Origin of the sequence: Pseudonocardia yuanmonensis, from assembly GCF_039542425.1 — a bacterium.
GTDB classification, from domain to species: Bacteria; Actinomycetota; Actinomycetes; order Mycobacteriales; family Pseudonocardiaceae; genus Pseudonocardia; species Pseudonocardia yuanmonensis.
On sequence record NZ_BAABIC010000007.1, the window covers coordinates 60073 to 80196 of the forward strand.

Genomic DNA, 20124 nt, shown 5'->3' on the forward strand with positions numbered 1-20124 from the left:
ACGGCCGTGCAGACGTTGTCGCTCTGCGCAGTCGACTTCGCCACTTTCGGGACGCTCCGTGACGCCCCGGCGGGGCTCGCCAAGGCCTCGGACGGCCCGGCGAGGGGTCGGGACCAGCACCTCCGCCTCCTCCTCACCCGATCGGGACCGACGGCTCCCGCGCCGGCCGCGTGGCCCCTCCGGACGATCTTGGGAACGGCCGCGAGGCCGCGCGGCGCCGGCGCCGGCCGACGACGTCCGCGCTGGTCCCCGCGCCACCGCACCGCGGGCCCGGCGGGCGTGGCGGCCACACCATCGAGCATGATCATCGTCGAGCGGCGTGTCGGCCGGGCGCCGGGCGGTCGCCGATCACTACGGTCCTCCGTGACGCCGCAAGCACCGCGTACTCCGGAGCGTCACGAGCTTCTCACCCGGGCGCACCAGCCGTCGTTCCGGAGGGTGTCAACTACACGGGTGTAATTCGGCGTTCCGTGATGAAGCGGTCGTCTCGCTAGGCCAACGCGGTGGACAGCGCAACTCCTGGCCACCGGAACGGAGCAGCGCGGGCCCCGGCCGGCCAACATCACGGCGGATCCGCGCACGTCACCGGGCCCGAGGGGCTACCGTTCGCCAATGACCGACGATCGGGCGGGCGAGAGCGGCCCGAAGATCGACCCCGTGGCGGACGACGAGATCACCAGGCCGGCCCCGTCCACCCCGGAAGCGGCGGGCACGCCGGTCCCGCCGCCGTCGCCGGTCGTCCCGGAGCAGCGCCGCCGCAGCGCGGCCTCCTCCGTGCCCACCCCGCTGCGCGTGACCTCCGAGGTCGCCGCCCGCGGCCTGATCGTCGCCGCGGCCCTCGGGCTGCTCGTGTTCCTGGTGATCCAGCTCCGGGTCGTCGTGATCCCGGTGGCGATCGCGACGCTGATCTCCGCGCTCCTGGCGCCGGTGGTGCACTGGCTGGTCGCCCGCCGCGTGCCCCGCGGCCCGGCCGTCGCGATCACGATCGTCGCGGGCCTCTGCGTCCTCGGCGGGCTGCTGTCGTTCGTGGTCAACACCTTCGTCGGCGGCTTCGGGGAGCTGCAGCAACAGCTCACGGCGAGCCTCACGTCCATCCAGCAGTTCCTGGCCCGGCCGCCCTTCAACCTCAGCTACGAGCAGCTGCGCACCATCCCCGCGCAGATCGGGCAGGCCCTCACCAACAGCCAGGCCAACCTGACGTCCGGGGTGCTCACCACGGCCGCGACGATCACCGAGGTCGGCGCCGGGCTCGCGCTCACGATCTTCACGCTGATCTTCTTCCTGTACGACGGCCGGCGGATCTGGATCTTCCTGCTCAAGGCCGCCCCCCGCGCGCGCCGGGAGAAGGTCGACATCGCCGGGCGGCGCGCCTTCGCGACGCTCGTCGGCTACACGCGGGCGACGGTGCTCGTCGCGTTCGTCGACGCCATCGGCATCGGGATCGGGCTGTGGGCGGTCGGGGTCCCGCTCGTCGTCCCGCTTGCCGCCCTGGTGTTCCTCGGCGCGTTCGTCCCGACCGTCGGCGCCGTGGTCACCGGCGCGGTCGCGGTGCTGATCGCGCTCGTGGCCAACGGCCCGGTCCCAGCCGTGATCGTCCTCGCCATCGTCATCGCCGTGCAGCAGCTTGAGGGGCACGTGCTCCAGCCGCTGCTGCTCGGGCGGGCGGTCCGGCTGCACCCGCTGGCCGTGGTGCTGGCGGTCGCCGGCGGCGTCGTCATCGCCGGGATCCCGGGCGCGCTGCTGGCCGTGCCGCTGCTCGCCACCCTCAGCGCCGCGATCCGCTCCTTCGTCCGGGACGACGAGCCCCCCGCGCGCACGATCAACGCCGTCGACCCGCACGAGGCCAACGCCGAGACGGCGCACCGCATCCGGGTGCCGTCCTGGTGGAGCCGGGTCCAGAGCCGGCTGCGCCGCTCGGCCTGACGTGCCGATCCCGCCCGTCGGCGGGAGGATCGGGCGGGTGCGATACCTGATCACCGGCGCGACCGGGTACATCGGCGGACGGCTCGCCCCGCGGCTGATCGAGGAGGGCGGGCCCGGCTCGGCGGTGCGCTGCCTCGTCCGCGACCCCGGCAAGCTGCGCGACGTGCCGTGGGCGCGGCACGCGGAGATCGTGCAGGGCGACCTGCTCGACGCCGAGAGCGTGCGGCGGGCCTGCGAGGACGTCGACGTCGTCTACTTCCTGGTGCACTCCCTGGCCGACCGGGACTTCTCCTCGATCGACCGCCGGGCCGCGCTGATCCTGGCCGAGGCGGCCCGGAACGCGGGCGTGCGGCGGATCGTCTACCTGGGCGGGCTCCACCCGGACGGACCGCTCTCCGAGCACCTCACCTCGCGCGCGGAGGTGGGCGAGGTCCTGCTCCGCAGCGGGGTGCCGACGGCGGCGCTGCAGGCCGCGGTGATCCTCGGCTCGGGGTCGGCGAGCTTCGAGATGCTGCGCTACCTCACCGAGCGGCTGCCCGTCATGCTCACGCCGCAATGGGTGCGCAACCGCATCCAGCCGATCGCGGTGCGGGACGTGCTGCGCTACCTGATCGGCGCCGCCCACCTGCCGCCGGACGTCAACCGGACCTTCGACATCGGCGGCCCGGACGTGCTGACCTACCTGGACATGATGCAGCGCTACGCCGCGGTGGCCGGACTCCGGCGGCGCCGCGTCATCGGCGTCCCGGTGCTCACGCCGCGGCTCTCGGCGCACTGGGTCAACATCGTCACGCCGGTGCCGAAGGGCATCGCGGCGCCGCTCATCGAGTCGCTGGTGCACGAGGTGGTGTGCCGCGAGCAGGACATCCTGCGGTACGTCCCGGACCCGCCCGAGGGCCGCATCGGCTACGACCGCGCCGTCGAGCTGGCCCTGGCCAGGATCAGGGGCGGGGACGTCGAGACGCACTGGTCCGGCGCCGCCGTCGAGGGCGCGCCGTCGGACCCGCTGCCCAGCGACCCCGAGTGGTCCGGCGGCAGCGTGTACACCGACGACCGCGCGCAGCCGTGCACCGCGCCGCCCGAGGACCTGTGGCGGGTCGTCGTCGGGATCGGCGGCGAGCGCGGCTGGTACTCGTTCCCGCTGGCCTGGTCCGTGCGGGGGTGGATGGACCGGCTCGTCGGCGGCGTCGGGCTGGCGCGCGGGCGGCGCGACCCCGACCGGCTGCACGTCGGCGACGCGCTCGACTGGTGGCGCGTCGAGGCCCTCGACGAGGGCACCCTGCTGCGGCTGCGCGCCGAGATGAAGGTCCCGGGGCTGGCCTGGCTGGAGATGGGCGTCGCGCCGGACGCCGCGGGCTCGCGCTACACCCAGCGGGCGGTGTTCGTGCCGCACGGCCTCGCCGGCCACCTGTACTGGTGGTCGGTGGCGCCCTTCCACGGCATCGTCTTCGGCGGCATGGTCCGCAACATCACCCGCACCGCCGAACGTGCCGCCCCCGCGGGCACCGGGGCCGAGCGGAGGGCGTCGTAGACGTCCCCTCACCGCGAGCCGGAGCGACGGGCCGCCGCGACGAGCCGTGGCTACAGCTCGGTGAGGCCCGCGTCGAGGCGGTCGATCTCGGCGAGGTCGAGCTCGAGCCCGGCGGCGCGGCAGTTGTCCTCGAGGTGGCCGAGGTCGGCGGTGCCCGGGATCGGGAGCATCACCGACGAGCGCTGCAGCAGCCACGCCAGCGCGACCTGCGGCGCGGTCACGCCGTGCGCCCAGGCGATCTCGGCGACGGCGCCGCCGGGCTGGGCGAGCGCACCGGCCGCGACCGGGTGCCACGGCATGAAGCCGATGCCGTTCTCCGTGCAGTGGCGCAGGACGTCGTCGCTCGCGCGGTCGGCGAGGTTGTAGCGGTTCTGCACGGTCGCGACCTCGACGATGCCGCGGGCCTGCTCGATCGTCTCGACCGAGACCTCGGACAGCCCGACCTCGCCGATCTTGCCCTCGGCCTTGAGCTCGGCGAGCACCCCGAACTGCTCCGCCGCCGGGACCGTCGGGTCCACCCGGTGCAGCTGGAACAGGTCGATCCGCTCGACGTCGAGCCGGCGCAGGCTCAGCTCGCACTGCTGGCGCAGGTACTCCGGGCGGCCGCACGGCGTCCACTGCCCGGGTCCGGGGCGCAGCTGGCCCGCCTTCGTGCCGACGGTCAGGCCCTCGTACGGGTGCAGGGCCTCGCGGATCAGCTCCTCGGAGGTGCCCGGGCCGTAGGCGTCGGCGGTGTCGATCAGGTTCACGCCGAGGTCGACGGCGCGGCGCAGCACCTCGATGGCGGCCTTCGGGTCGGCGGGCGGGCCCCACACGCCGGGCCCGGTGATCCGCATGGCCCCGAAACCCAGGCGGTGGACCACGGGTCCCTCGCCGATCCGGAAGGTGCCTGCGGCCGCGGCGGGACCGGCACCCTCGGCGGCCTCGTTCTGCGGGAAGACGCTGGTCATGGGACGAGGGTGGCACCGTGGGTGTCCGGGCCGCCCCCGATCGTGACCAGCACCGCAGGGGTCACGGCGGTCACGTGCGTCCGGTTGCCGCCCCTCCGCGCGGCGGATAGCTTCGCGCCGTGGCCACGATCTCGGCGCTGGCCGACGCCGTCGACGCCCTGGTGCACGACGGCGCGGAGATCGCCCTCGAAGGACTCGGCGCGTCGATCCCCGTGGCCGCCGCCCACGCGATCCTGCGGCGCCGGCCGCGCGACATCACGCTCGTCGGCACCGCGCCCGGCCCGGCCGGGGACCAGCTCGTCGGCGCCGGGTGCGTGACGCGGCTGGTGTTCGCCCGGCTCGACCCGGCCCTGCACCGGATCCGGGACGCCCTGGTCGCGGGCTGGCCGGCGCCGCTGGAGATCGAGGAGCACACCCAGGCGGGGATGGCCGCGCGGTACGTCGCCGGCGCGTCGGGGCTGCCCTTCGCGACCGTCCGCGACGGCTACGCCGGCACCGACCTGGCGGCCGTCACGAACGCGGCGACGGTCCGGTGCCCGTTCACCGGCGAGGAGCTCACCGCGCTGCCCGCGCTGCGCCCCGATCTCGCGGTGGTGCACGCGCAGCGCGCCGACCGGGCCGGGAACGTGCAGCTCGGCGGGGTCCCCGGGCTGCGGAAGGAGGCCGTGCTCGCCGCCCGGAAGGCGCTCGTCACGGTCGAGGAGGTCGTCGACGAGCTCGAGCCCGAGCACGGCGCGGTCGTCCTCCCCGCGTTCGCGGTCACCCGGATCGCCGTCGTGCCCGCCGGGCCGGAGCGCCACCCGGGCGCGGACCCCTGCGACGACGGCGTGGACCTCGCCTGGGCGGCGGTCTCGGGCGACCGGAACCGGTTCACGACCTGGCTGGAGGGGATCCGCGCGTGAGCGACCAGATGCTCGTCACGGCCGCGCGGCTGCTGGGCGACGGCGAGGTGTGCGTCGCGGGCTGCGGTCCGGCCCGGCGGGCCGCCCGGCTCGCCCGCGCCACGCACGCGCCCGGACTCACCGTGCTCGGCGACGACGGGACCGTCGACGGCGTGCCCGCGGCGACGGCCGGTGCCGCCGAGTTCGCCGCCTACTGGCTGCAGGGCGGCCGGGTCGACGTCGGGCTGCTCGCCGCGGACCAGGTCGACGCCTTCGGCAACGTCAACACCACCGTCCTCGGCGAGTACGACGAGCCCACGGCCCGACTCTCCGGCGCCGGCGCGGCCGCGGAGATCGCGACGGGCGCGGGCCGGGTCGTCGTGCTGCTGCCGCACCGGCTGTCCGCGTTCGTCGAGCGGGTCGACTTCGTCACCGCACCCGGCGCGCTGACCGGCCCGCTGGACCGCGCGCAGGTGGGTCTGCGGGGCGCCGGCCCGGTCGCCGTCGTCACCGACCTGGGGGTGCTGCGGCCCGATCCCGCCACCGCCGAGCTCGTGCTCACCGAGGTGCACCCGGGCGTCTCGGTGGACCGGGTGCGGGCCGAGACCGGCTGGCCGCTGGAGGTCGCCGACGAGGTGGGCGTCACGGCGCCCCCCACCGCCGCGGAGGTCGCCGCCCTGCGGGCCGGGTGACAGGATCGGGCCCATGACCGACCTGCTCCACACCCGGACGGACGGACCCGAGGACGGGCCCGCGCTCGTGATGCTCGGCTCGCTGGGCAGCACGCTCGACATGTGGGAGCCGAACGTCCCGGCCCTCGCCGAGCACTTCCGGGTCATCCGCATGGACCACCTTGGACACGGCGCCTCGCCCAACCCGGCGGGCCCCTACACGATGCAGATGCTGGCCGAGGCGGTCCTGGCCACACTCGACTCGCTCGGCGTGGACCGCGTGCACTGGTGCGGACTCTCGCTCGGCGGCATGGTCGGGATGTACCTGGGCTCCGAGCACCCGGACCGCATCGCCCGGCTCGTGCTGTGCTGCACCTCCTCGAACTTCCCGGACCCCGCGATCTGGCGGCAGCGCATCGAGGCCGTGAAGGCCGGGGGCACGGCGGGCATCGCGCCGGGCGTGGTCGAGAGGTGGTTCACGCCGGAGTGGGCGGAGCAGCACCCCGACGTGGTCGCCCGGGCGATCGGGTGGGTCTCCGACACCCCCGACGACGGCTACATCGCCTGCTGCGAGGCCATCGAGGTGTGGGACCACCGCGACCGGCTGGGCGACGTGACCGCGCCGACGCTCGTGATCGCGGGGGACGAGGACAAGCCGACGCCCGTCGAGCCGCACGCCCGCACCATCACCGCGGGCATCCCCGGGGCGCACCTGGAGGTGCTGCACGGCGGGCACCTCGCGACGATGCAGAGTGCCGAGGAGGCCAACCACCTCCTCCTCGGGCACCTGACCTGAGGAGCGCGTCCTACGGTGTGTCCGGCCGCGTCGTCCGCTGCGGCGCGGTCAGGGCCAGGCCGAGCGCGGCCATCGCCATGAGGATCCCGGCGACGACGATGGGCACCGCGGCCGCCGCCCCGCCGAGGACGAGCAGCAGCAGGCCGCCGCCGAGCAGGATCGTGGGCACGAGCCCTGCGGTGTGCACCGAGCGGCCGGCCGGGCCGCCGGTGCGGGAGGGGGCCGGACGGTGCCGGCGCAGCTTGCGTCCGAGCGCGCTGCACCGGGCGACGAACAGCGGATCGCCGGACATGAGACCCTGCTCGATCAGGGCGAACTGGCTGCGCTCACGGTCGCTGAGCATCGTTCGGGGCACCCCCGGGATCACAAGGCCTGGCTGGGGAACGGAGCGGCCCGCTCGCCGTTGATCCGGGTGCACCGGGTACCAGTGTAGGTGACCGAATCGTGACCTTGAGCGGGGCTGTGACCGGACGCCGGATGTGATCGGCGTCGCCCGGTGAGGTGACCCTCCTCTTTGCATGCACGATCACGCATAGGTAGCGTGCGGGCCATGGGAACGGGGCACGGGCACGGGCACGGCCATGCGGCCGGCAGCGATCGCCGCCGGCTGGTCGCCGCGCTGCTCGTGACCATGGCCTGCGCCGTGCTCGGCGGCGTCGGTGCGCTGCTCACCGGCTCGCTCGCCCTGCTCGCCGACCTGGGCCACCTGCTCACGGACGCGGGTGCGCTCGCCGCCGCCGTCGCCGCGTCGGTGCTCGCGGCGAAGCCGGCCTGCCACCACCGGACCTTCGGCCTCGGCCGGGTCGAGGTGCTGGTCGCCGGGCTCAACGCCGTGGCGCTGGTCGCGGTGGTCGTGTGGGTGGCCGTGGAGGGCGTGTCCCGGCTGTTCCAACCCGCCGCGATCCCCGGGCTGCCGCTGCTGGTCATCGGCGCGGCCGGGCTCGTGGGCAACGTCGTCTCGCTCGTGATCCTCGCGGGCGGCGACCGCGGCAACATGAACCTGCGCGGGGCGATGCTGCACGTCCTGGGGGACGCGCTGGGCTCGGTCGGCGTCATGGTCGCGGCGACCGTGCTCGTGACCACCGGCTGGCCCTACGCGGACACCCTCGCCTCGCTGCTCATCGCCGCGTTGATCCTGCCTCGCGCCGTCGGCCTGCTGCGCGAGGTCTGGCACGTGTTGCTGGAGGGCGCGCCGGCGGGGATCGACGTCGCCGAGGTCCGCTCCGCGCTGCTCGCCGTGCCGGGCGTGACGGCCGTGCACGACCTGCACGTGTGGGCCATCAACGACCGCACGCCGTCCATGTCCGCGCACCTGGTGGTCGCCGACCACGAGCCCAATGCGAGTGGCTGCGGCGGTTCGGTGCTCGACCGCGCGGGCACCACGCTGCGCGAGCGGTTCGGGCTCGCCCACAGCACGCTGCAGGTGGAGCGGCACGCCCACGTGGGGCACGAGGACACCTGCCACTGATCACCGAGCGACTCGGCGGCGGCCCACACCGAGGACCGCTGCTCGGCCCCTGATCGGCGGCGGGTCGGCGCCGACCGGGCTCGGGGTCGGCCCCACGACGGGCGGTTCAGCGGATCCCGCGCGCCGGCCGGTCGAGGACGAGGTCGGCGGCCCGGGACAGCACCTCGGCCCGGCTCCGCCCCTCGTGGTCGGCGGCGAGGAAGTGCTCGCCGATCGCCACGCAGAAGGCGATCAGACTACGGGCCTCGACCTCGTCCGGGTCGGCGCAGAAGGTGCCGATCATCTCGCGGAGCAGTGCCATGCGGCGGTTGTCGACACGGCGCAGGCGGTCCGCGACGGCCTCGTCCCGGCGCGCCCAGGCGCGGACCGCGAGGTCGATCGGCAGCAGCCTGTCACCGGAGAAGGTCAACATCCCGGCGCGGTGGATCCGGGTCCGAGGGGCGCCGCCCTCGCGCTCGACGCGGGCCAGCACCTCGTCGACGCTCTCGCGCTCCCAGGTGTCGAGCATCGCCTGCAGCAACGCCTCCCGGTCCGCGAAGTACCCGTAGAAGCCGCCCTTGGTCACCCCGAGGCTCTTGGCGAGGGACTCGACCCGGACGGCGTCGGGCCCGCCCGTGGCCAGCGCGCGCAGCCCGGCCTCGATCCAGCTCCGGCGCGGTGTCCGGGCGACGCCCACGCTCGACCCCTTCCCGTCTGTTGTACGCAGCCGTATATTCAGGCTTCTGTTGTACGCCACCGTATAGGAGGTGCGTGATGGCCGTGCAGGGTGTCCGCGGGGTCTCCGAGATCCCGCCGGCAGTGCGGGCGCGGGCGGCGCTGTCCACGGTCGACTACGCCGATCTGTTCACGGTGCCGTCCCAGGACGGGAACGCGTCCGCCGAGCAGTGGGCCCGCGCGATGTTCGGCTCCGTGCCGACCCCGGGCGAGCAACTGATCTGGCAGGTCCTGCTCGGGCTACGGCTGGATCCCGAGCGGGGCCCCGACACCGTGGCCGGCTGGCGCGTCACCGGGCGCAGGGACGGCTGGATCCGGCTGGCCACCGCCGGACCGCTCCTGAGCGCGAACCTCGTGGTGACGACGAGCGAGGGGCACGCCGCGCTCGCCACGTTCGTCCGCTACGAGCACCGCGCCGGCAGGCTGCTGTGGCGCCCGGCCTCCGCGGTCCACCGTGCCCTCGTACCCCGTGTCCTCCGGAACGCCGCCGCCAGGATCAACGCCCGGAACGCCGTCGCCCGGATCGACGCCCGGGCCGACGCGACCGGACCCGACCGCGCCTGACGCGGCCGACCTGACGCGAGCCGAACCGACGCGGCCCGGACCCATCCGGCTCAGCCGTGGGCGAGGTCGGCGAAGCGGCTGTAGTGCAGCTGGTGGGCCACCGTGATGGTGTTGGTGGGGCCGTTACGGTGCTTGGCCAGGATCAGGTCGGCCTCGCCGGCGCGCGGGTCGTCCCGCTCGAACGCGTCCGGCCGGTGCAGCAGGATCACCATGTCCGCGTCCTGCTCGATCGAGCCCGACTCACGCAGGTCCGAGATCATCGGCCGCTTGTCCGTGCGCTGCTCCGGGCCACGGTTGAGCTGCGAGATCGCCACGACCGGCACCTCGAGCTCCTTGGCCAGCAGCTTGATCTGCCGGGAGAACTCCGAGACCTCCTGCTGGCGGGACTCGACCTTGCGGCCCGAGGTCATCAGCTGCAGGTAGTCCAGGATGATCAGCTTCAGGTCGTTGCGCTGCTTGAGCCGCCGCGCCTTGGCCCGGATCTCCATCAGCGTGAGGTTCGGCGAGTCGTCGATGAACAACGGCGCCTCGGAGATCTCGGACATCCGCCGCGCCATCCGCGTCCAGTCGTCGTCGCTCATCCGGCCCGCGCGCATGTCGGCCAGCCGGATCCGCGCCTCCGCCGACAGCAACCGCATCACGATCTCGGACTTGCTCATCTCCAGCGAGAACACCGCGCTGGTCATCTGGTGCTTGATCGAGCACGAGCGGGCGAAGTCCAGCCCGAGCGTGGACTTGCCCAGACCCGGCCGGGCCGCCACGACGATCATCTGCCCCGGGTGCAGCCCGTTGGTGCACGCGTCGAGATCGGCGAACCCGGTCGGCACGCCCAGCGAGACGCCACCGCGGGAGGCGATCGCGTCGATCTCGTCCATCGTCGGCTGCAGCAACTCCTCGAGCGGGACGTAGTCCTCGCTGGTGGACCGCTCGGTGACCTCGTAGATCGCCGCCTGGGCCCGGTCGACGACCTCCTCGACCTCCGCACCCTCGGCCCCGTGATAGCCCAGCTGCACGATCCGGGTGCCCGCCTCGACCAACCGCCGCAGCGTGGCCTTCTCCGCCACGATCTCGGCGTAGTACGCCGCGTTCGCCGCGGTCGGCACGGTGGCGATCAGGGTGTGCAGGTACGGCGCGCCGCCGAGCCGGATCAGCTCCCCGCGGCGCTGCAGCTCCGCCGACACCGTGACCGCGTCGGCCGGCTCGCCCCGCCCGTAGAGGTCGAGGATGCAGTCGTAGACCGTCTGGTGCGCGGGCCGGTAGAAGTCGTCCGGCCGCAGCACCTCCACCACGTCCGCGATCGCGTCCTTGCTCAGCAGCATGCCCCCGAGCACGGACTGCTCCGCGGTGAGGTCCTGCGGCGGCTGGCGGTCGAACGGGTTCGGGACCACCCCGCCCGCGGAGTCCCCTCCGGGACGGCCCTCGCCGTCGCGGACGGCTCGCGGCCGATTGGGACGGTCATCCGTCACCGCCATGCCCGACGTCACCCCCTGTCACCACGTGGCCCCATCGTATCGAACATGAGTTCGATCCGCAGCCGGTTCTCCCGGCCGCGCGACGATCGTCCCCTCCCGCCGGTACCCGTCCGAGGTCACGCCCTCGGGCGGCGTGCGACGAACGGTGCGCGGGGCGCCGGCGATCGTCCACGCGGCCCGGGCACGTGACGGTAGGGGACGCGGCGCCCACGCCCAAACCCGCGTGTGGACAACCCTGGGGAGGGCGTGGGGACGGATCGGGGACAGGGCAGGCGAGCCTCCCCACCGAGTTGTGGACACCGTGGGGACAACCCCTGATGAGGGCGACTTTCCGCAGATCAGGACCCTAGGACCCGGTGTGGACAACTTTCTTTCCGGGCGGCCCGGCGCGTCCCCCGGCGGGCGTGTCGGAGGCGGTCACCGCCTGTCCACCTGGCGCACCCGGGGGGTCACCGAGCGACGCGGGCGCAACCTCCGCGTGTCGCTCGCACGCGCCGGACGGTCGGTGTGCCGCCGCTCGTCGAGACCCGTCCGAAGATCCGCAGTGCGATCGACACCGAGGGCGATCACGTCGCCGAGAACGCCGCGAGGGCGGGACCCGGTCGAGACGACCACGATCCCGCCCTCGTGACGGAACGTGACGGGCTGGGGCCCGCCGGTGCCGGGTGTCAGGCGGCGACGACCGCCACCTGCAGCTCGGCGGTGACCTCCGGGTGCAGGCGGACCTTCACCGGGTGGGTGCCCACCGACTTGATCTGCTCGGCGATCTCGACCGAGTGCCGGTCGAGGGCCGGACCGCCGGCGGCGCGCACGGCCTCGACGATCTGGGCCGGGGTGACCGAGCCGAACAGCCGGCCCGAGTCGCCCGCGGCCTTCGCCTTGACGCTGACCGCCAGTTCCTTCAGCGAGCCGGCGACCTCCTGGGCGTGGCCCAGGTCGCGGATCTGCCGGGCCTTCTGGGCGCGGCGGATCTGCTCGACCTGCTTCTCGGCGCCACGGGTCGCGACGATCGCGAACTGGCGCGGCAGCAGGTAGTTACGGCCGTAGCCGTCCTTGACCTCCACGATGTCGCCGGGGGCGCCCAGGTTCGGCACGTCGGCGGTGAGGATGAGCTTCACGGTGCTACTCCTTCCTCGGTCAGCGGGCGGTCGAGGTGTACGGCAGGAGGGCGACCTCGCGGCTGTTCTTCACCGCGACGGCGACGTCCCGCTGGTGCTGCCGGCAGTTGCCGGTCACGCGGCGGGCCCGGATCTTGCCGCGGTCGGAGATGAACTTCCGCAGCAGACCGGTGTCCTTGTAGTCGATCTCCTGGGCCTTGTCCTTGCAGAACGCGCAGACCTTCTTCTTCGGCTTGCGCAGGACGGGCTTGGGCATTGCTGGTGCTCCTGGGTGTACCGGTCCCCGCGCTCGGCGGGGGTGTGGATCGAGGTCAGAAGGGGGGCTCGTCGTCCGCGGCGGGACCACTGCCGGCCGGCGGGGCGGAGCCCCACGGGTCGTCGTAGCCGCCGCCCTGGCCGCCACCGCCACCGAAACCGCCGCCGCCACCGCCGCCGCCGAAGCCGCCGCTGCCACCGCCGCGGCTGACCTTGTTGACCTTGGCCGTGGCGTACCGCAGCGAGGGGCCGACCTCGTCGACCTCCATCTCGATGACGGTGCGCTTCTCACCCTCGCGGGTCTCGAACGACCGCTGCCGCAGCCGGCCCTGCACGATGACGCGCGCACCGCGGGTGAGCGTCTCCGCGACGTTCTCCGCGGCCTGGCGCCAGATGTTGCAGCGCAGGAACAGCGCCTCGCCGTCCTTCCACTCGCCGGACTGGCGGTCGAAGGTGCGCGGCGTGGACGCCACCGTGAAGTTGGCGACGGCCGCCCCGGACGGGGTGAACCGCAGCTCCGGGTCGGCGGTGAGGTTGCCGACCACGGTGATCACAGTCTCGCCGGCCATGGGGGCCTCCTCAGCTCGCGGCGGGGGCGGGCGTGCGCGCGGGGGCGGCCTTCGCGGCCTTCTTGGGCTCCTTGCGCAGCACCTTGGTGCGCAGGACGGACTCGTTCAGACCCAGCTGGCGGTCGAGCTCGGCCACGGTGGCCGGCTCCGCCTGGACCTCGAGCACCGCGTAGATGCCCTCGGCGTTCTTGGCGATCTCGTAGGCGAGGCGACGCTTGCCCCAGACCTCGACCTTCTCCACCGAACCGCCGTCGGAGCGGACGACGTTCAGGAAGGTCTCCAGCGACGGCTGCACCGTGCGCTCGTCCAGGCTCGGGTCGAGAATGACCATGAGCTCGTAGTGACGCATGAGAACCACTCACCTCCTGTGGACTGGAACGGCCGCGGCGCTTCCGCGGCAGGAGGTTCTCACCCCGCACCGACAGAATCGGGCCGGGCCGGGATACGGGGCCCGGACCCGGCTCGTCGCGGCGGCCCGGATGGCCACCGGTCGGAGCGGTTGGACACCAGGTTACCAGCGCGTTCTCGCCCGTCCGGCCCCACCCCGCGATCGTTCCCGGTCGGGAACGGCGGCCGGGCCGGGCGGTCGGCCCGGGCGACGATGTCGCCCGACGGGCCGGAGGGGCGCGGGGCCGCCGGGAGTGCGGGAGTGTCGGTGGGGGTCACTACCCTCGTCGGCATGCTCATCGGTGCCCACGTCCGCGACGACGACCCCCTCGCCGCGGCGGCCGAGCGCGGGGCGGAGATCGTGCAGTTCTTCCTCGCCGACCCGCAGGGGTGGAAGAAGCCGCAGCCCCATCCGCACGCGGAGGCGCTGGTGGCCGCGGAGGTCGCCACCGTGGTGCACTCGCCGTACGTCGTGAACGTGGCCTCGCCGAACAACCGCATCCGGATCCCCTCGCGCAAGCTGGTGGTGCAGCACGCGGAGGGCGCGAAGGCGGTCGGCGCGATCGGGCTGGTGGTGCACGGCGGGCACGTCACGAAGGACGAGGACCCGGCCGTCGGCGTCGACAACTGGCGCAAGTTCGTGCAGCGTCAGCAGGACGAGGGCGGCTTCGCGGTGCCCGTGTTCATCGAGAACACGGCGGGCGGGGACAACGCGATGGCCCGCAAGTTCGACGCGCTGGCCCGGCTGTGGGACGCGGTGGGCGAGTTCGGCGTCGGCTTCTGCCTGGACACCTGCCACGCCTTCGCCGCCGGCGAGGAGCTGGTGGACGTCGTGGACCGGGCCAAGGCGATCACCGGCCGGATCGACCTCGTGCACCTGAACAACTCGCGGGACGAGTTCGACTCCGCCCGGGACCGGCACGCCAACGTGGAGTCCGGGACCATCGAGCCCGAGGTGCTGGCGGCGGTGTGCGCCGCGGCGGGCGCCCCGGTCGTCGTGGAGACACCCGCCGAGGGCCAGCCGGCGGACATCGCGTTCCTGCGCGAGAAGCTCGGGCGGTGAGCGAGCGCGCGGCCGCGGGCTCCCCGGCCGCGCGGCCCGCCGGCCCCGCCGCGCGCGGGTCCGGGGACCACTCCGCCTCGCCGGGCGCCGCCCGCGCGCCCCTCGGCACCGCGGGCCTGGTCCTGCTCGTCCTGCTCACCGGCCTGACCCTGCTGCTGGGCTACGCGAACAAGGCCCGCTGCACCGGCCCCGAGTTCGACGCGGCGGGCCGCTCGGCCCCGGACTTCGCGGTCCGACAGTACCGGGACGTCTGCTACTCGGACGTCCAGAAGCTGTGGCTGGGGCGGGACGTCGACCGGCACGTCTTTCCCTACGTCCACGGCTCGATCTCGCCGGACGGGCAGCTGCGGGGCGGCACCGTCGAGTACCCCGTGCTCACCGGCGTGCTGATGTGGCTCGGCGCGCTCGGGGCCTCGACGGACGCCGGCTTCCTGCTCGCCTCAGCCCTGATCCTGGCCCCGTTCGGGCTGGTCGCCGGGTGGATGCTCGGCCGGCTCGCGCGCTGGCGGGCGTTGGTGTGGGCGCTCGGCCCACCGCTCGTGCTCTACGCCTTCCACAACTGGGACCTGCCGGCCGTCGCGTGCGCGGTCGGCGCGGTGTTCGTGCTGCACGGCCTGCGGCGGGAGGTGCCGCTGTCCACGCGCGCCACCGCGGCCGCGGTGCTGCTCGGCCTGGGCTTCGCGGTGAAGCTCTACCCCGGGGCGTTCCTGCTGCCCCTGGCGCTCTACGTCCTCACCCGCGGACGCCCGCCGGGCGCGGGCCTCGACGTCACGGGCGCGGTGCGGGTGTGCCTGGCCGGCGCGCTGACCGCGGTCGCGGTGAACCTGCCCTTCGCGGTGCTAGGCTTCCCGGGCTGGGCCGCCTCGTTCGCCTTCCAACAGCAGCGCCCGATCGACGTCAGCACCAACTCCGTCTGGTTCTGGGGCGTCCGGCCGCTGATGGCCGACCTGGGCGCCGGCGAACAGTTCGAGCCGGTCGTCGCCGTGCTGTCGCCCGCGCTGGTGCTGCTGTCCTTCGTGGTCGCGGCCGCGGTGGGGATGCTGCGGTGGCGGCGCGGGGCGGTCTACCCCTGGATCGGGGTCAGCGCCGCGATGCTCTGCGGCTTCCTGCTGCTGCACAAGGTGCACTCGCCGCAGTACACGCTCTGGCTGTTGCCGTTCCTGGTGCTCCTGCGGGTCCGCTGGGGCTGGATCACGGCCTACCTCGCGGCGGACGCGCTGATCGGCATCGGGATCTTCCGCTGGTTCCACCTGCTCGACGCCGGCGCCGACGCCGGGATCGGCGCCGGGTTCGCCGCCCAGGCGGTCGTGCTCGGGGTGTGGGGCAAGGCGGTCCTGCTGGTGCTCCTGTTCGTGCTGTTCCTCCGCACGCCCACGACGGTCGACGCCCGCGAGCCGGAGACCGGCGCCGATCTCACCGCCAGGCGAACACCGGCTGCTCCAGGTGGTCCACCCGCGTCGGGCGACCGTGCAGCAGCAGCTCCCGGACCTGGTACAGCACGGCCCCGGTCGGCGCGTGCACGAACCGGTCGAACAGCGGCACCTGGATGACCGGAGCCTCGGACTCGGGGATGGTGAGGAAGCGCGGCTCCACGTCGATGTCCGCCAGCGGGATCCGGTGCAGCTCGCCGACCTCGGCGGGGTTCGGGGTCAGCTCGCCGACCTCGCCGCCCCACAGCACGACCGGCGTGATGACGTACCCGGAGCGGGTCACGTAGTCGTCGAGCAGCCCGAGCACGGCGTCCTCGCCCAGCTCGAGCCCGACCTCCTCGAGCAGCTCCCGGCGACCGGTCTCGGTGATCGTCTCGCCCGGGTCGCAGCGTCCGCCCGGCAGCGCCCACTGCCCGGAGTGCCGGCGCAGGGTGGCGGCCCGCCGGGTGAGCAGGAAGGCCAGCCCGTCGGCCAGACCGGCGCCGCCGGTGGTGACCAGCGTGACGGTGACCGCGGAGTGCTTCAGGTCGGGCCGCTCGACGGCCCGTCGCTCGAACTCCGCCAGCCGCTGCCCGACGGCCGCGCGCAGCTCCGTGACCCGGCTCCCGGGGTCGACGTCGACCCCGCCCTCACCCGTTGCCATGCTCCGGACTCTGCCCCACCGGGACGCGGCGTGCGCTGGGCTGTGACCGCTGTCGCACCGGCCAGTCCGGGTCCCGGTCGGGATCGCGGCCCGGATCGCGGGCCCGCACCGGGTCCCGCGAGGGCCGCAGGATCGAGCGGACCACGAGCACGCACAGCAGCACGACGACGGCGTCCCGCAGCAGGACCGCGCCGAGGAACCAGTCCGGCGGCAGCCCCTTGTCCTCCGTGCCGACGTAGAAGAACATCCGCGGCACCCAGACCAGCGCGTCGACGGCCATCCACGCGAGCAGCAGCCGCCACCGCGGCAGGGCGAGCACGGCCAGCGGGACCAGCCACAGCGAGTACTGCGGGCTCCAGACCTTGTTGACGAGCAGGAACGCGGCGACGATCAGGAAGGCCAGGGACGCCAGCCGCGGCGGCCGGGGTGCCTTGGCCGCGAGCACGACCAGCCCGGCGCAGGCGATCACGAGCAGGGCCGCGGTGACGGCGTTGAGCGTGTTCGGCGCCTGGTCGGCGCGCAGCGGGCCGTCGAAACCGCTCCACCCCGTGAAGTACGAGAGCGCGTAGTACAGCGAGTCCGGGTCGGCGGGGCGCGTCCGGTTGAGCCGGACGAACTCCCACCACCCCGCGGGCCACGCCAGCGCCACCGGCAGGTTCACCGCGAGCCACGTGACGACGGCGGCGCCGATCGTCCGCCACGCCGTGCCGAGCTCGCGCCGGCGGGCGGCGACGAGCAGCACCGGCAGCAGCAGGAGCAGCGGATAGAGCTTGGCGGCGCCGCCCAGGCCCAGCAGCACCCCGCCGAGGAGGGGCCGCCGCCGGGCGACGGCGAGGAGCCCACCGCAGGCCAGGGCGACGGCCAGGGTGTCGAAGTTGGTGAAGGCGTGCACCGCGACGAGCGGGGAGACCGCGACCAGCGCCGCGTCCCAGGGCCGCTCGGGGCGGAGCCGGACCACCGCCCACACCGCCACGATCCAGGCCAGGGCCAGGCCCAGGGCGACGAGGTCGAAGTACACGACGACCGGGAGCGCGCTCGGCAGCGGCAGTGCCTCGGCGGCGGCCAGCCAACCGTCGGTCAGCCGTGCCGCCGCCCACTGGTAGAAGCCGGTGAGCACCGGATACTCCATGTACCGGGTCTGCGGGGCGCCACCGCCGGAGGTGTCGGTCCACGCGTCGCGGTAGGGGACGGCCGTGGGGTCGTCGAGCCGCTCGATGCCGTAGAGCGGCACCGTGTCCGAGTAGCACAGGGCCACGTACTGGCGGTTGTTCTGCCAGTCGAGCGCCAGCTGCCCGTCGCCCGTGCGGTACTGCTGCAGGCACGGCGACTTGCCGAGCCAGCTCAGCGCGAGCGTGACCACGGCGAGCAGCAGCACCACCCGCAGCGGGGTCCAGAAGGCGGCGCGGCCGACCAGCGCGTGCCGGCCGAGCGGACCGCCGACGACCCGGCTCGCGGCCGCGGCGAGCGGCTCGGTCCACGTCGGGACCACCCGCGCGGGCTCGCGCGGCGGCTCGGGGCTGCGCGCCGGCCGCCGGGCCGCGGGGGACGGGGCGTCCTCCGGTGCGACCGGCCGCGACGTCACCTAGTCGCCGCCGTCCTCGTCGCCGTCGTTCCCGTTCCCGTTCCCGTTCCCGTTGCCGTCCCCGGAGTCGCTGTTGCCGTTGCCGCGGCCCGAGTCACCGTTCCCGGAGTCGCGGTTGCCGCTGTCGCCGCTGCTGTCGCCGCCGTCCCGGCTGCGCCACTGCTGGGCGTCCTCGCCGCCGTCGTCCGAGTCCACGGAGCGCGTCGGCGAGCTCGACTGGCCGGCGTAGTCGGAGACCGGGGCTTGGCCGATCGGCGTGAACTTCGACCAGGGCTCGACCTCCGTGCCCCGCAGCGCGTCGGACATGTACTGCTGCCAGATCGAGCCGGGCAGCATGCGCCCGTAGATCGGCCGCCCGGCGGAGTTCTTGATCGGCGAGTTGTCGTCCGTGCCGACCCACACCGCGGTGGCCAGCTGCGGGGTGTAGCCGACGGTCCAGGCGTCGTTGTTCTGACCCTCGATGCTGCTCTGCACGGTGCCGGTCTTGGCGGCGACCGGGCGGCCGTCCCGCAGCCCGATCCGCGAGGAGCTCGCCACGTCCGTCATCGACTCGGTGACGTTGCGCGCGACCTGCTGGCTGAACGCCTGCGTGCCGGCCGAGGTGCCCGCGCCGTGGTCGTAGATGACCCGGCCGTCGCTGGTGGTCACCTTGGCGACGAGGTAGGGCTGGCGGGCGACGCCGTCCGCCGCGAACGTGGCGAAGGCGGCGGCCATGTTCTCGGTGGTGACGTTCTTGTCGCCCAGCGAGATGCCACCGGTCGGGTTGGCCAGCGGCCCGGCCGGGATGCCCGCCTTGATCGCCGCGTCGGCGACCTTCTGCGGGCCGACGTCCAGCGCCATCCGGTAGAAGACGGTGTTGATCGACTGCGTCATCGCCGTCTTGACCGAGCACCGGCCGCAGCTGACGCCCTCGGAGTTGGACACCTTCTGGCCCGCGAGGGTCTGCGGGGAGGACCCGTCGTACTGCGTGCCCAGGCCGATCGGGTCCGGCTGCTGCAGGGCCGCGGCCACCACGAACGGCTTGAACGACGAGCCGGGCTGCTTGGACGCCTGCGCGTAGTCCAGCCCCACGCCGTCGTTGCCGCCGAAGTAGGCGAGCACCGCGCCGGTCTTGGGGTCGATCGACACGAGGGCCGTCCGCAGGTTGTCCGGCTGGCCCTTCAGCACCTGGTTGGCCGCGTCGACCGCGTCCTTCTGCTTGGCCGGGTCGATCGTGGTCTGGACCGTGAGGCCCTCGGTGTTGATCTCCGCCTCGGAGATCCCGTTCTGCTCGAGCTCCGCGCGGACCTGGTTGTAGATGTGGCCGTTCGCGTCCCCGGGGATGCCGCCCTCGGCGGCGGTCGGCTGCAGCCACCGCGGGAACTGCTGCTGCGCGCGCTCGGCCGGGGTCATCCAGCCCATCTGGACCTCGCCGTCGAGCACGAAGTTCCAGCGCTCCTGGGACTTCTCCAGGTTCTTCGCCGGGTCCCAGCGCGAGGGCGACTGGATCAGCCCGGCGAGCATCGCGCCCTCGGAGGCGTTCAGCTGCTGGACGTCCTTGCCGAAGTAGGCCTGGCTCGCGGCCTGGATGCCGTAGGCACCGCGGCCCAGGTAGATCGCGTTGAGGTAGTTCTCCAGGATCTCCTGCTTGGTCTGCTCCTTGGAGATCTTCGCGGCGAGCACGATCTCCTTGTACTTGCGCCAGAGCGAGAACTGGTCCTGGCCGGTGGTCACTTTGATGTACTGCTGGGTGATCGTGGAGCCGCCGCCGATGCCGCCGGTCAGCTGGCTCCACACGGCCCGGCCGATGCCGGAGATGTCGAAGCCCGGGTTCGAGAAGAACGAGCGGTCCTCGGCGGACAGCACGGCGTGCTGCACCGGCGCCGGCACCTGGTCCAGGGCGACGTTGGTCCGGTTGATGTTGTTGGGCCGGACCGTGGCGAGCGGGCTGCCGTCGGCGAAGGTGAACGTCGCGACCTGGGTGTTGGCGACGTCGTCCGCGCTGGGCACCCTGAAGGCCACCCAGCCGATCGCGAAGGCCAGGAACGGCCCGAGGACCAGGGCCACCAGCGCCCACAGCACGATCCGGCGCACGAGCCGCTTCCGTCCTCCCGGTCGACCGTCGCCG

19 protein-coding genes are annotated in these 20124 nt (G+C 73.9%); 8 read left to right on the top strand and 11 right to left on the bottom strand.

Annotation, left to right across the window (positions count from 1 at the left end; genetic code table 11):
- The first annotated feature begins 612 nt into the window (after nucleotides 1-612).
- Nucleotides 613-1923, top strand: coding sequence for an AI-2E family transporter (locus tag ABD990_RS12170; protein WP_345380541.1), 1311 nt, complete (start codon nucleotides 613-615; stop codon nucleotides 1921-1923).
- A 37-nt stretch (nucleotides 1924-1960) separates the two neighbouring features.
- Entirely contained in the window at nucleotides 1961-3454 is a 1494-nt protein-coding gene (locus ABD990_RS12175; protein ID WP_345380542.1) for an SDR family oxidoreductase, read from the top strand.
- Between the two features lie 50 nt (nucleotides 3455-3504).
- On the opposite strand, the gene ABD990_RS12180 is transcribed toward ABD990_RS12175, so the two are convergent.
- Nucleotides 3505-4404, bottom strand: coding sequence for an aldo/keto reductase (locus tag ABD990_RS12180; protein ID WP_345380543.1), 900 nt, complete (start codon nucleotides 4402-4404; stop codon nucleotides 3505-3507).
- Between the two features lie 119 nt (nucleotides 4405-4523).
- On the opposite strand from ABD990_RS12180, the gene ABD990_RS12185 reads away from it, so the two are divergent.
- The 3 genes from ABD990_RS12185 to pcaD are packed head-to-tail and all read left to right on the top strand — an operon-like array spanning nucleotide 4524 to nucleotide 6752.
- Nucleotides 4524-5306 (top strand): CoA transferase subunit A, encoded by a 783-nt coding sequence (locus tag ABD990_RS12185; RefSeq protein ID WP_345380544.1) that lies wholly within the window; start codon nucleotides 4524-4526, stop codon nucleotides 5304-5306.
- Between the two features lie 8 nt (nucleotides 5307-5314).
- The gene (locus tag ABD990_RS12190; protein WP_425569590.1) at nucleotides 5315-5977 is read left to right on the top strand and encodes a CoA-transferase; all 663 of its coding nucleotides are present in this window, start codon (nucleotides 5315-5317) and stop codon (nucleotides 5975-5977) included.
- A 13-nt stretch (nucleotides 5978-5990) separates the two neighbouring features.
- Nucleotides 5991-6752 (top strand): 3-oxoadipate enol-lactonase, encoded by a 762-nt coding sequence (gene pcaD / locus ABD990_RS12195; RefSeq protein ID WP_345380546.1) that lies wholly within the window; start codon nucleotides 5991-5993, stop codon nucleotides 6750-6752.
- 10 nt (nucleotides 6753-6762) lie between these two features.
- Here pcaD and ABD990_RS12200 read toward each other — a convergent pair whose 3' ends face one another.
- A complete protein-coding gene (locus tag ABD990_RS12200; RefSeq protein ID WP_345380547.1) occupies nucleotides 6763-7095 on the bottom strand; it encodes a DUF3040 domain-containing protein in 333 nt (110 codons plus the stop codon).
- A gap of 207 nt (nucleotides 7096-7302) precedes the next feature.
- Between ABD990_RS12200 and ABD990_RS12205 the strand changes: the two genes are divergently transcribed.
- Nucleotides 7303-8220, top strand: a complete 918-nt coding sequence (locus ABD990_RS12205; RefSeq protein WP_345380548.1) for a cation diffusion facilitator family transporter — start codon at nucleotides 7303-7305, stop codon at nucleotides 8218-8220.
- A gap of 106 nt (nucleotides 8221-8326) precedes the next feature.
- Here the strand turns inward: ABD990_RS12205 and ABD990_RS12210 are convergent, their stop codons facing one another.
- Nucleotides 8327-8896, bottom strand: coding sequence for a TetR/AcrR family transcriptional regulator (locus ABD990_RS12210; RefSeq protein ID WP_345380549.1), 570 nt, complete (start codon nucleotides 8894-8896; stop codon nucleotides 8327-8329).
- A gap of 77 nt (nucleotides 8897-8973) precedes the next feature.
- On the opposite strand from ABD990_RS12210, the gene ABD990_RS12215 reads away from it, so the two are divergent.
- Nucleotides 8974-9498, top strand: a complete 525-nt coding sequence (locus tag ABD990_RS12215) for a DUF2867 domain-containing protein (RefSeq protein ID WP_345380550.1) — start codon at nucleotides 8974-8976, stop codon at nucleotides 9496-9498.
- A gap of 50 nt (nucleotides 9499-9548) precedes the next feature.
- Here ABD990_RS12215 and dnaB read toward each other — a convergent pair whose 3' ends face one another.
- The 5 genes from dnaB to rpsF form a co-directional block, all read right to left on the bottom strand.
- On the bottom strand, nucleotides 9549-10970 hold the full coding sequence (dnaB, locus tag ABD990_RS12220) for a replicative DNA helicase (RefSeq protein ID WP_345380551.1): 1422 nt from the start codon (nucleotides 10968-10970) through the stop codon (nucleotides 9549-9551).
- Nucleotides 10971-11638: 668 nt separating this feature from the next.
- On the bottom strand, nucleotides 11639-12088 hold the full coding sequence (rplI, locus tag ABD990_RS12225; protein ID WP_345380552.1) for a 50S ribosomal protein L9: 450 nt from the start codon (nucleotides 12086-12088) through the stop codon (nucleotides 11639-11641).
- Between the two features lie 19 nt (nucleotides 12089-12107).
- The gene (gene rpsR, locus ABD990_RS12230) at nucleotides 12108-12344 is read right to left on the bottom strand and encodes a 30S ribosomal protein S18 (RefSeq protein WP_037042067.1); all 237 of its coding nucleotides are present in this window, start codon (nucleotides 12342-12344) and stop codon (nucleotides 12108-12110) included.
- A gap of 55 nt (nucleotides 12345-12399) precedes the next feature.
- Nucleotides 12400-12912: a single-stranded DNA-binding protein gene (locus ABD990_RS12235; protein WP_345380553.1), complete on the bottom strand. Its 513-nt coding sequence runs from the start codon at nucleotides 12910-12912 to the stop codon at nucleotides 12400-12402.
- 10 nt (nucleotides 12913-12922) lie between these two features.
- The gene (gene rpsF, locus ABD990_RS12240) at nucleotides 12923-13261 is read right to left on the bottom strand and encodes a 30S ribosomal protein S6 (protein ID WP_037042071.1); all 339 of its coding nucleotides are present in this window, start codon (nucleotides 13259-13261) and stop codon (nucleotides 12923-12925) included.
- A 330-nt stretch (nucleotides 13262-13591) separates the two neighbouring features.
- Here rpsF and ABD990_RS12245 point away from each other — a divergent pair, with 330 nt between their 5' ends.
- A complete protein-coding gene (locus tag ABD990_RS12245) occupies nucleotides 13592-14362 on the top strand; it encodes a deoxyribonuclease IV (protein WP_345380554.1) in 771 nt (256 codons plus the stop codon).
- A 1413-nt stretch (nucleotides 14363-15775) separates the two neighbouring features.
- On the opposite strand, the gene ABD990_RS12255 is transcribed toward ABD990_RS12245, so the two are convergent.
- The 3 genes from ABD990_RS12255 to ABD990_RS12265 are packed head-to-tail and all read right to left on the bottom strand — an operon-like array spanning nucleotide 15776 to nucleotide 20090.
- On the bottom strand, nucleotides 15776-16435 hold the full coding sequence (locus tag ABD990_RS12255; protein ID WP_425569581.1) for an NUDIX hydrolase: 660 nt from the start codon (nucleotides 16433-16435) through the stop codon (nucleotides 15776-15778).
- The gene (locus ABD990_RS12260; RefSeq protein WP_425569582.1) at nucleotides 16422-18017 is read right to left on the bottom strand and encodes a glycosyltransferase family 87 protein; all 1596 of its coding nucleotides are present in this window, start codon (nucleotides 18015-18017) and stop codon (nucleotides 16422-16424) included. The genes ABD990_RS12255 and ABD990_RS12260 overlap by 14 nt, the downstream gene beginning before the upstream one ends.
- Entirely contained in the window at nucleotides 18018-20090 is a 2073-nt protein-coding gene (locus tag ABD990_RS12265; RefSeq protein ID WP_345380556.1) for a transglycosylase domain-containing protein, read from the bottom strand.
- Nucleotides 20091-20124 lie beyond the last annotated feature (34 nt).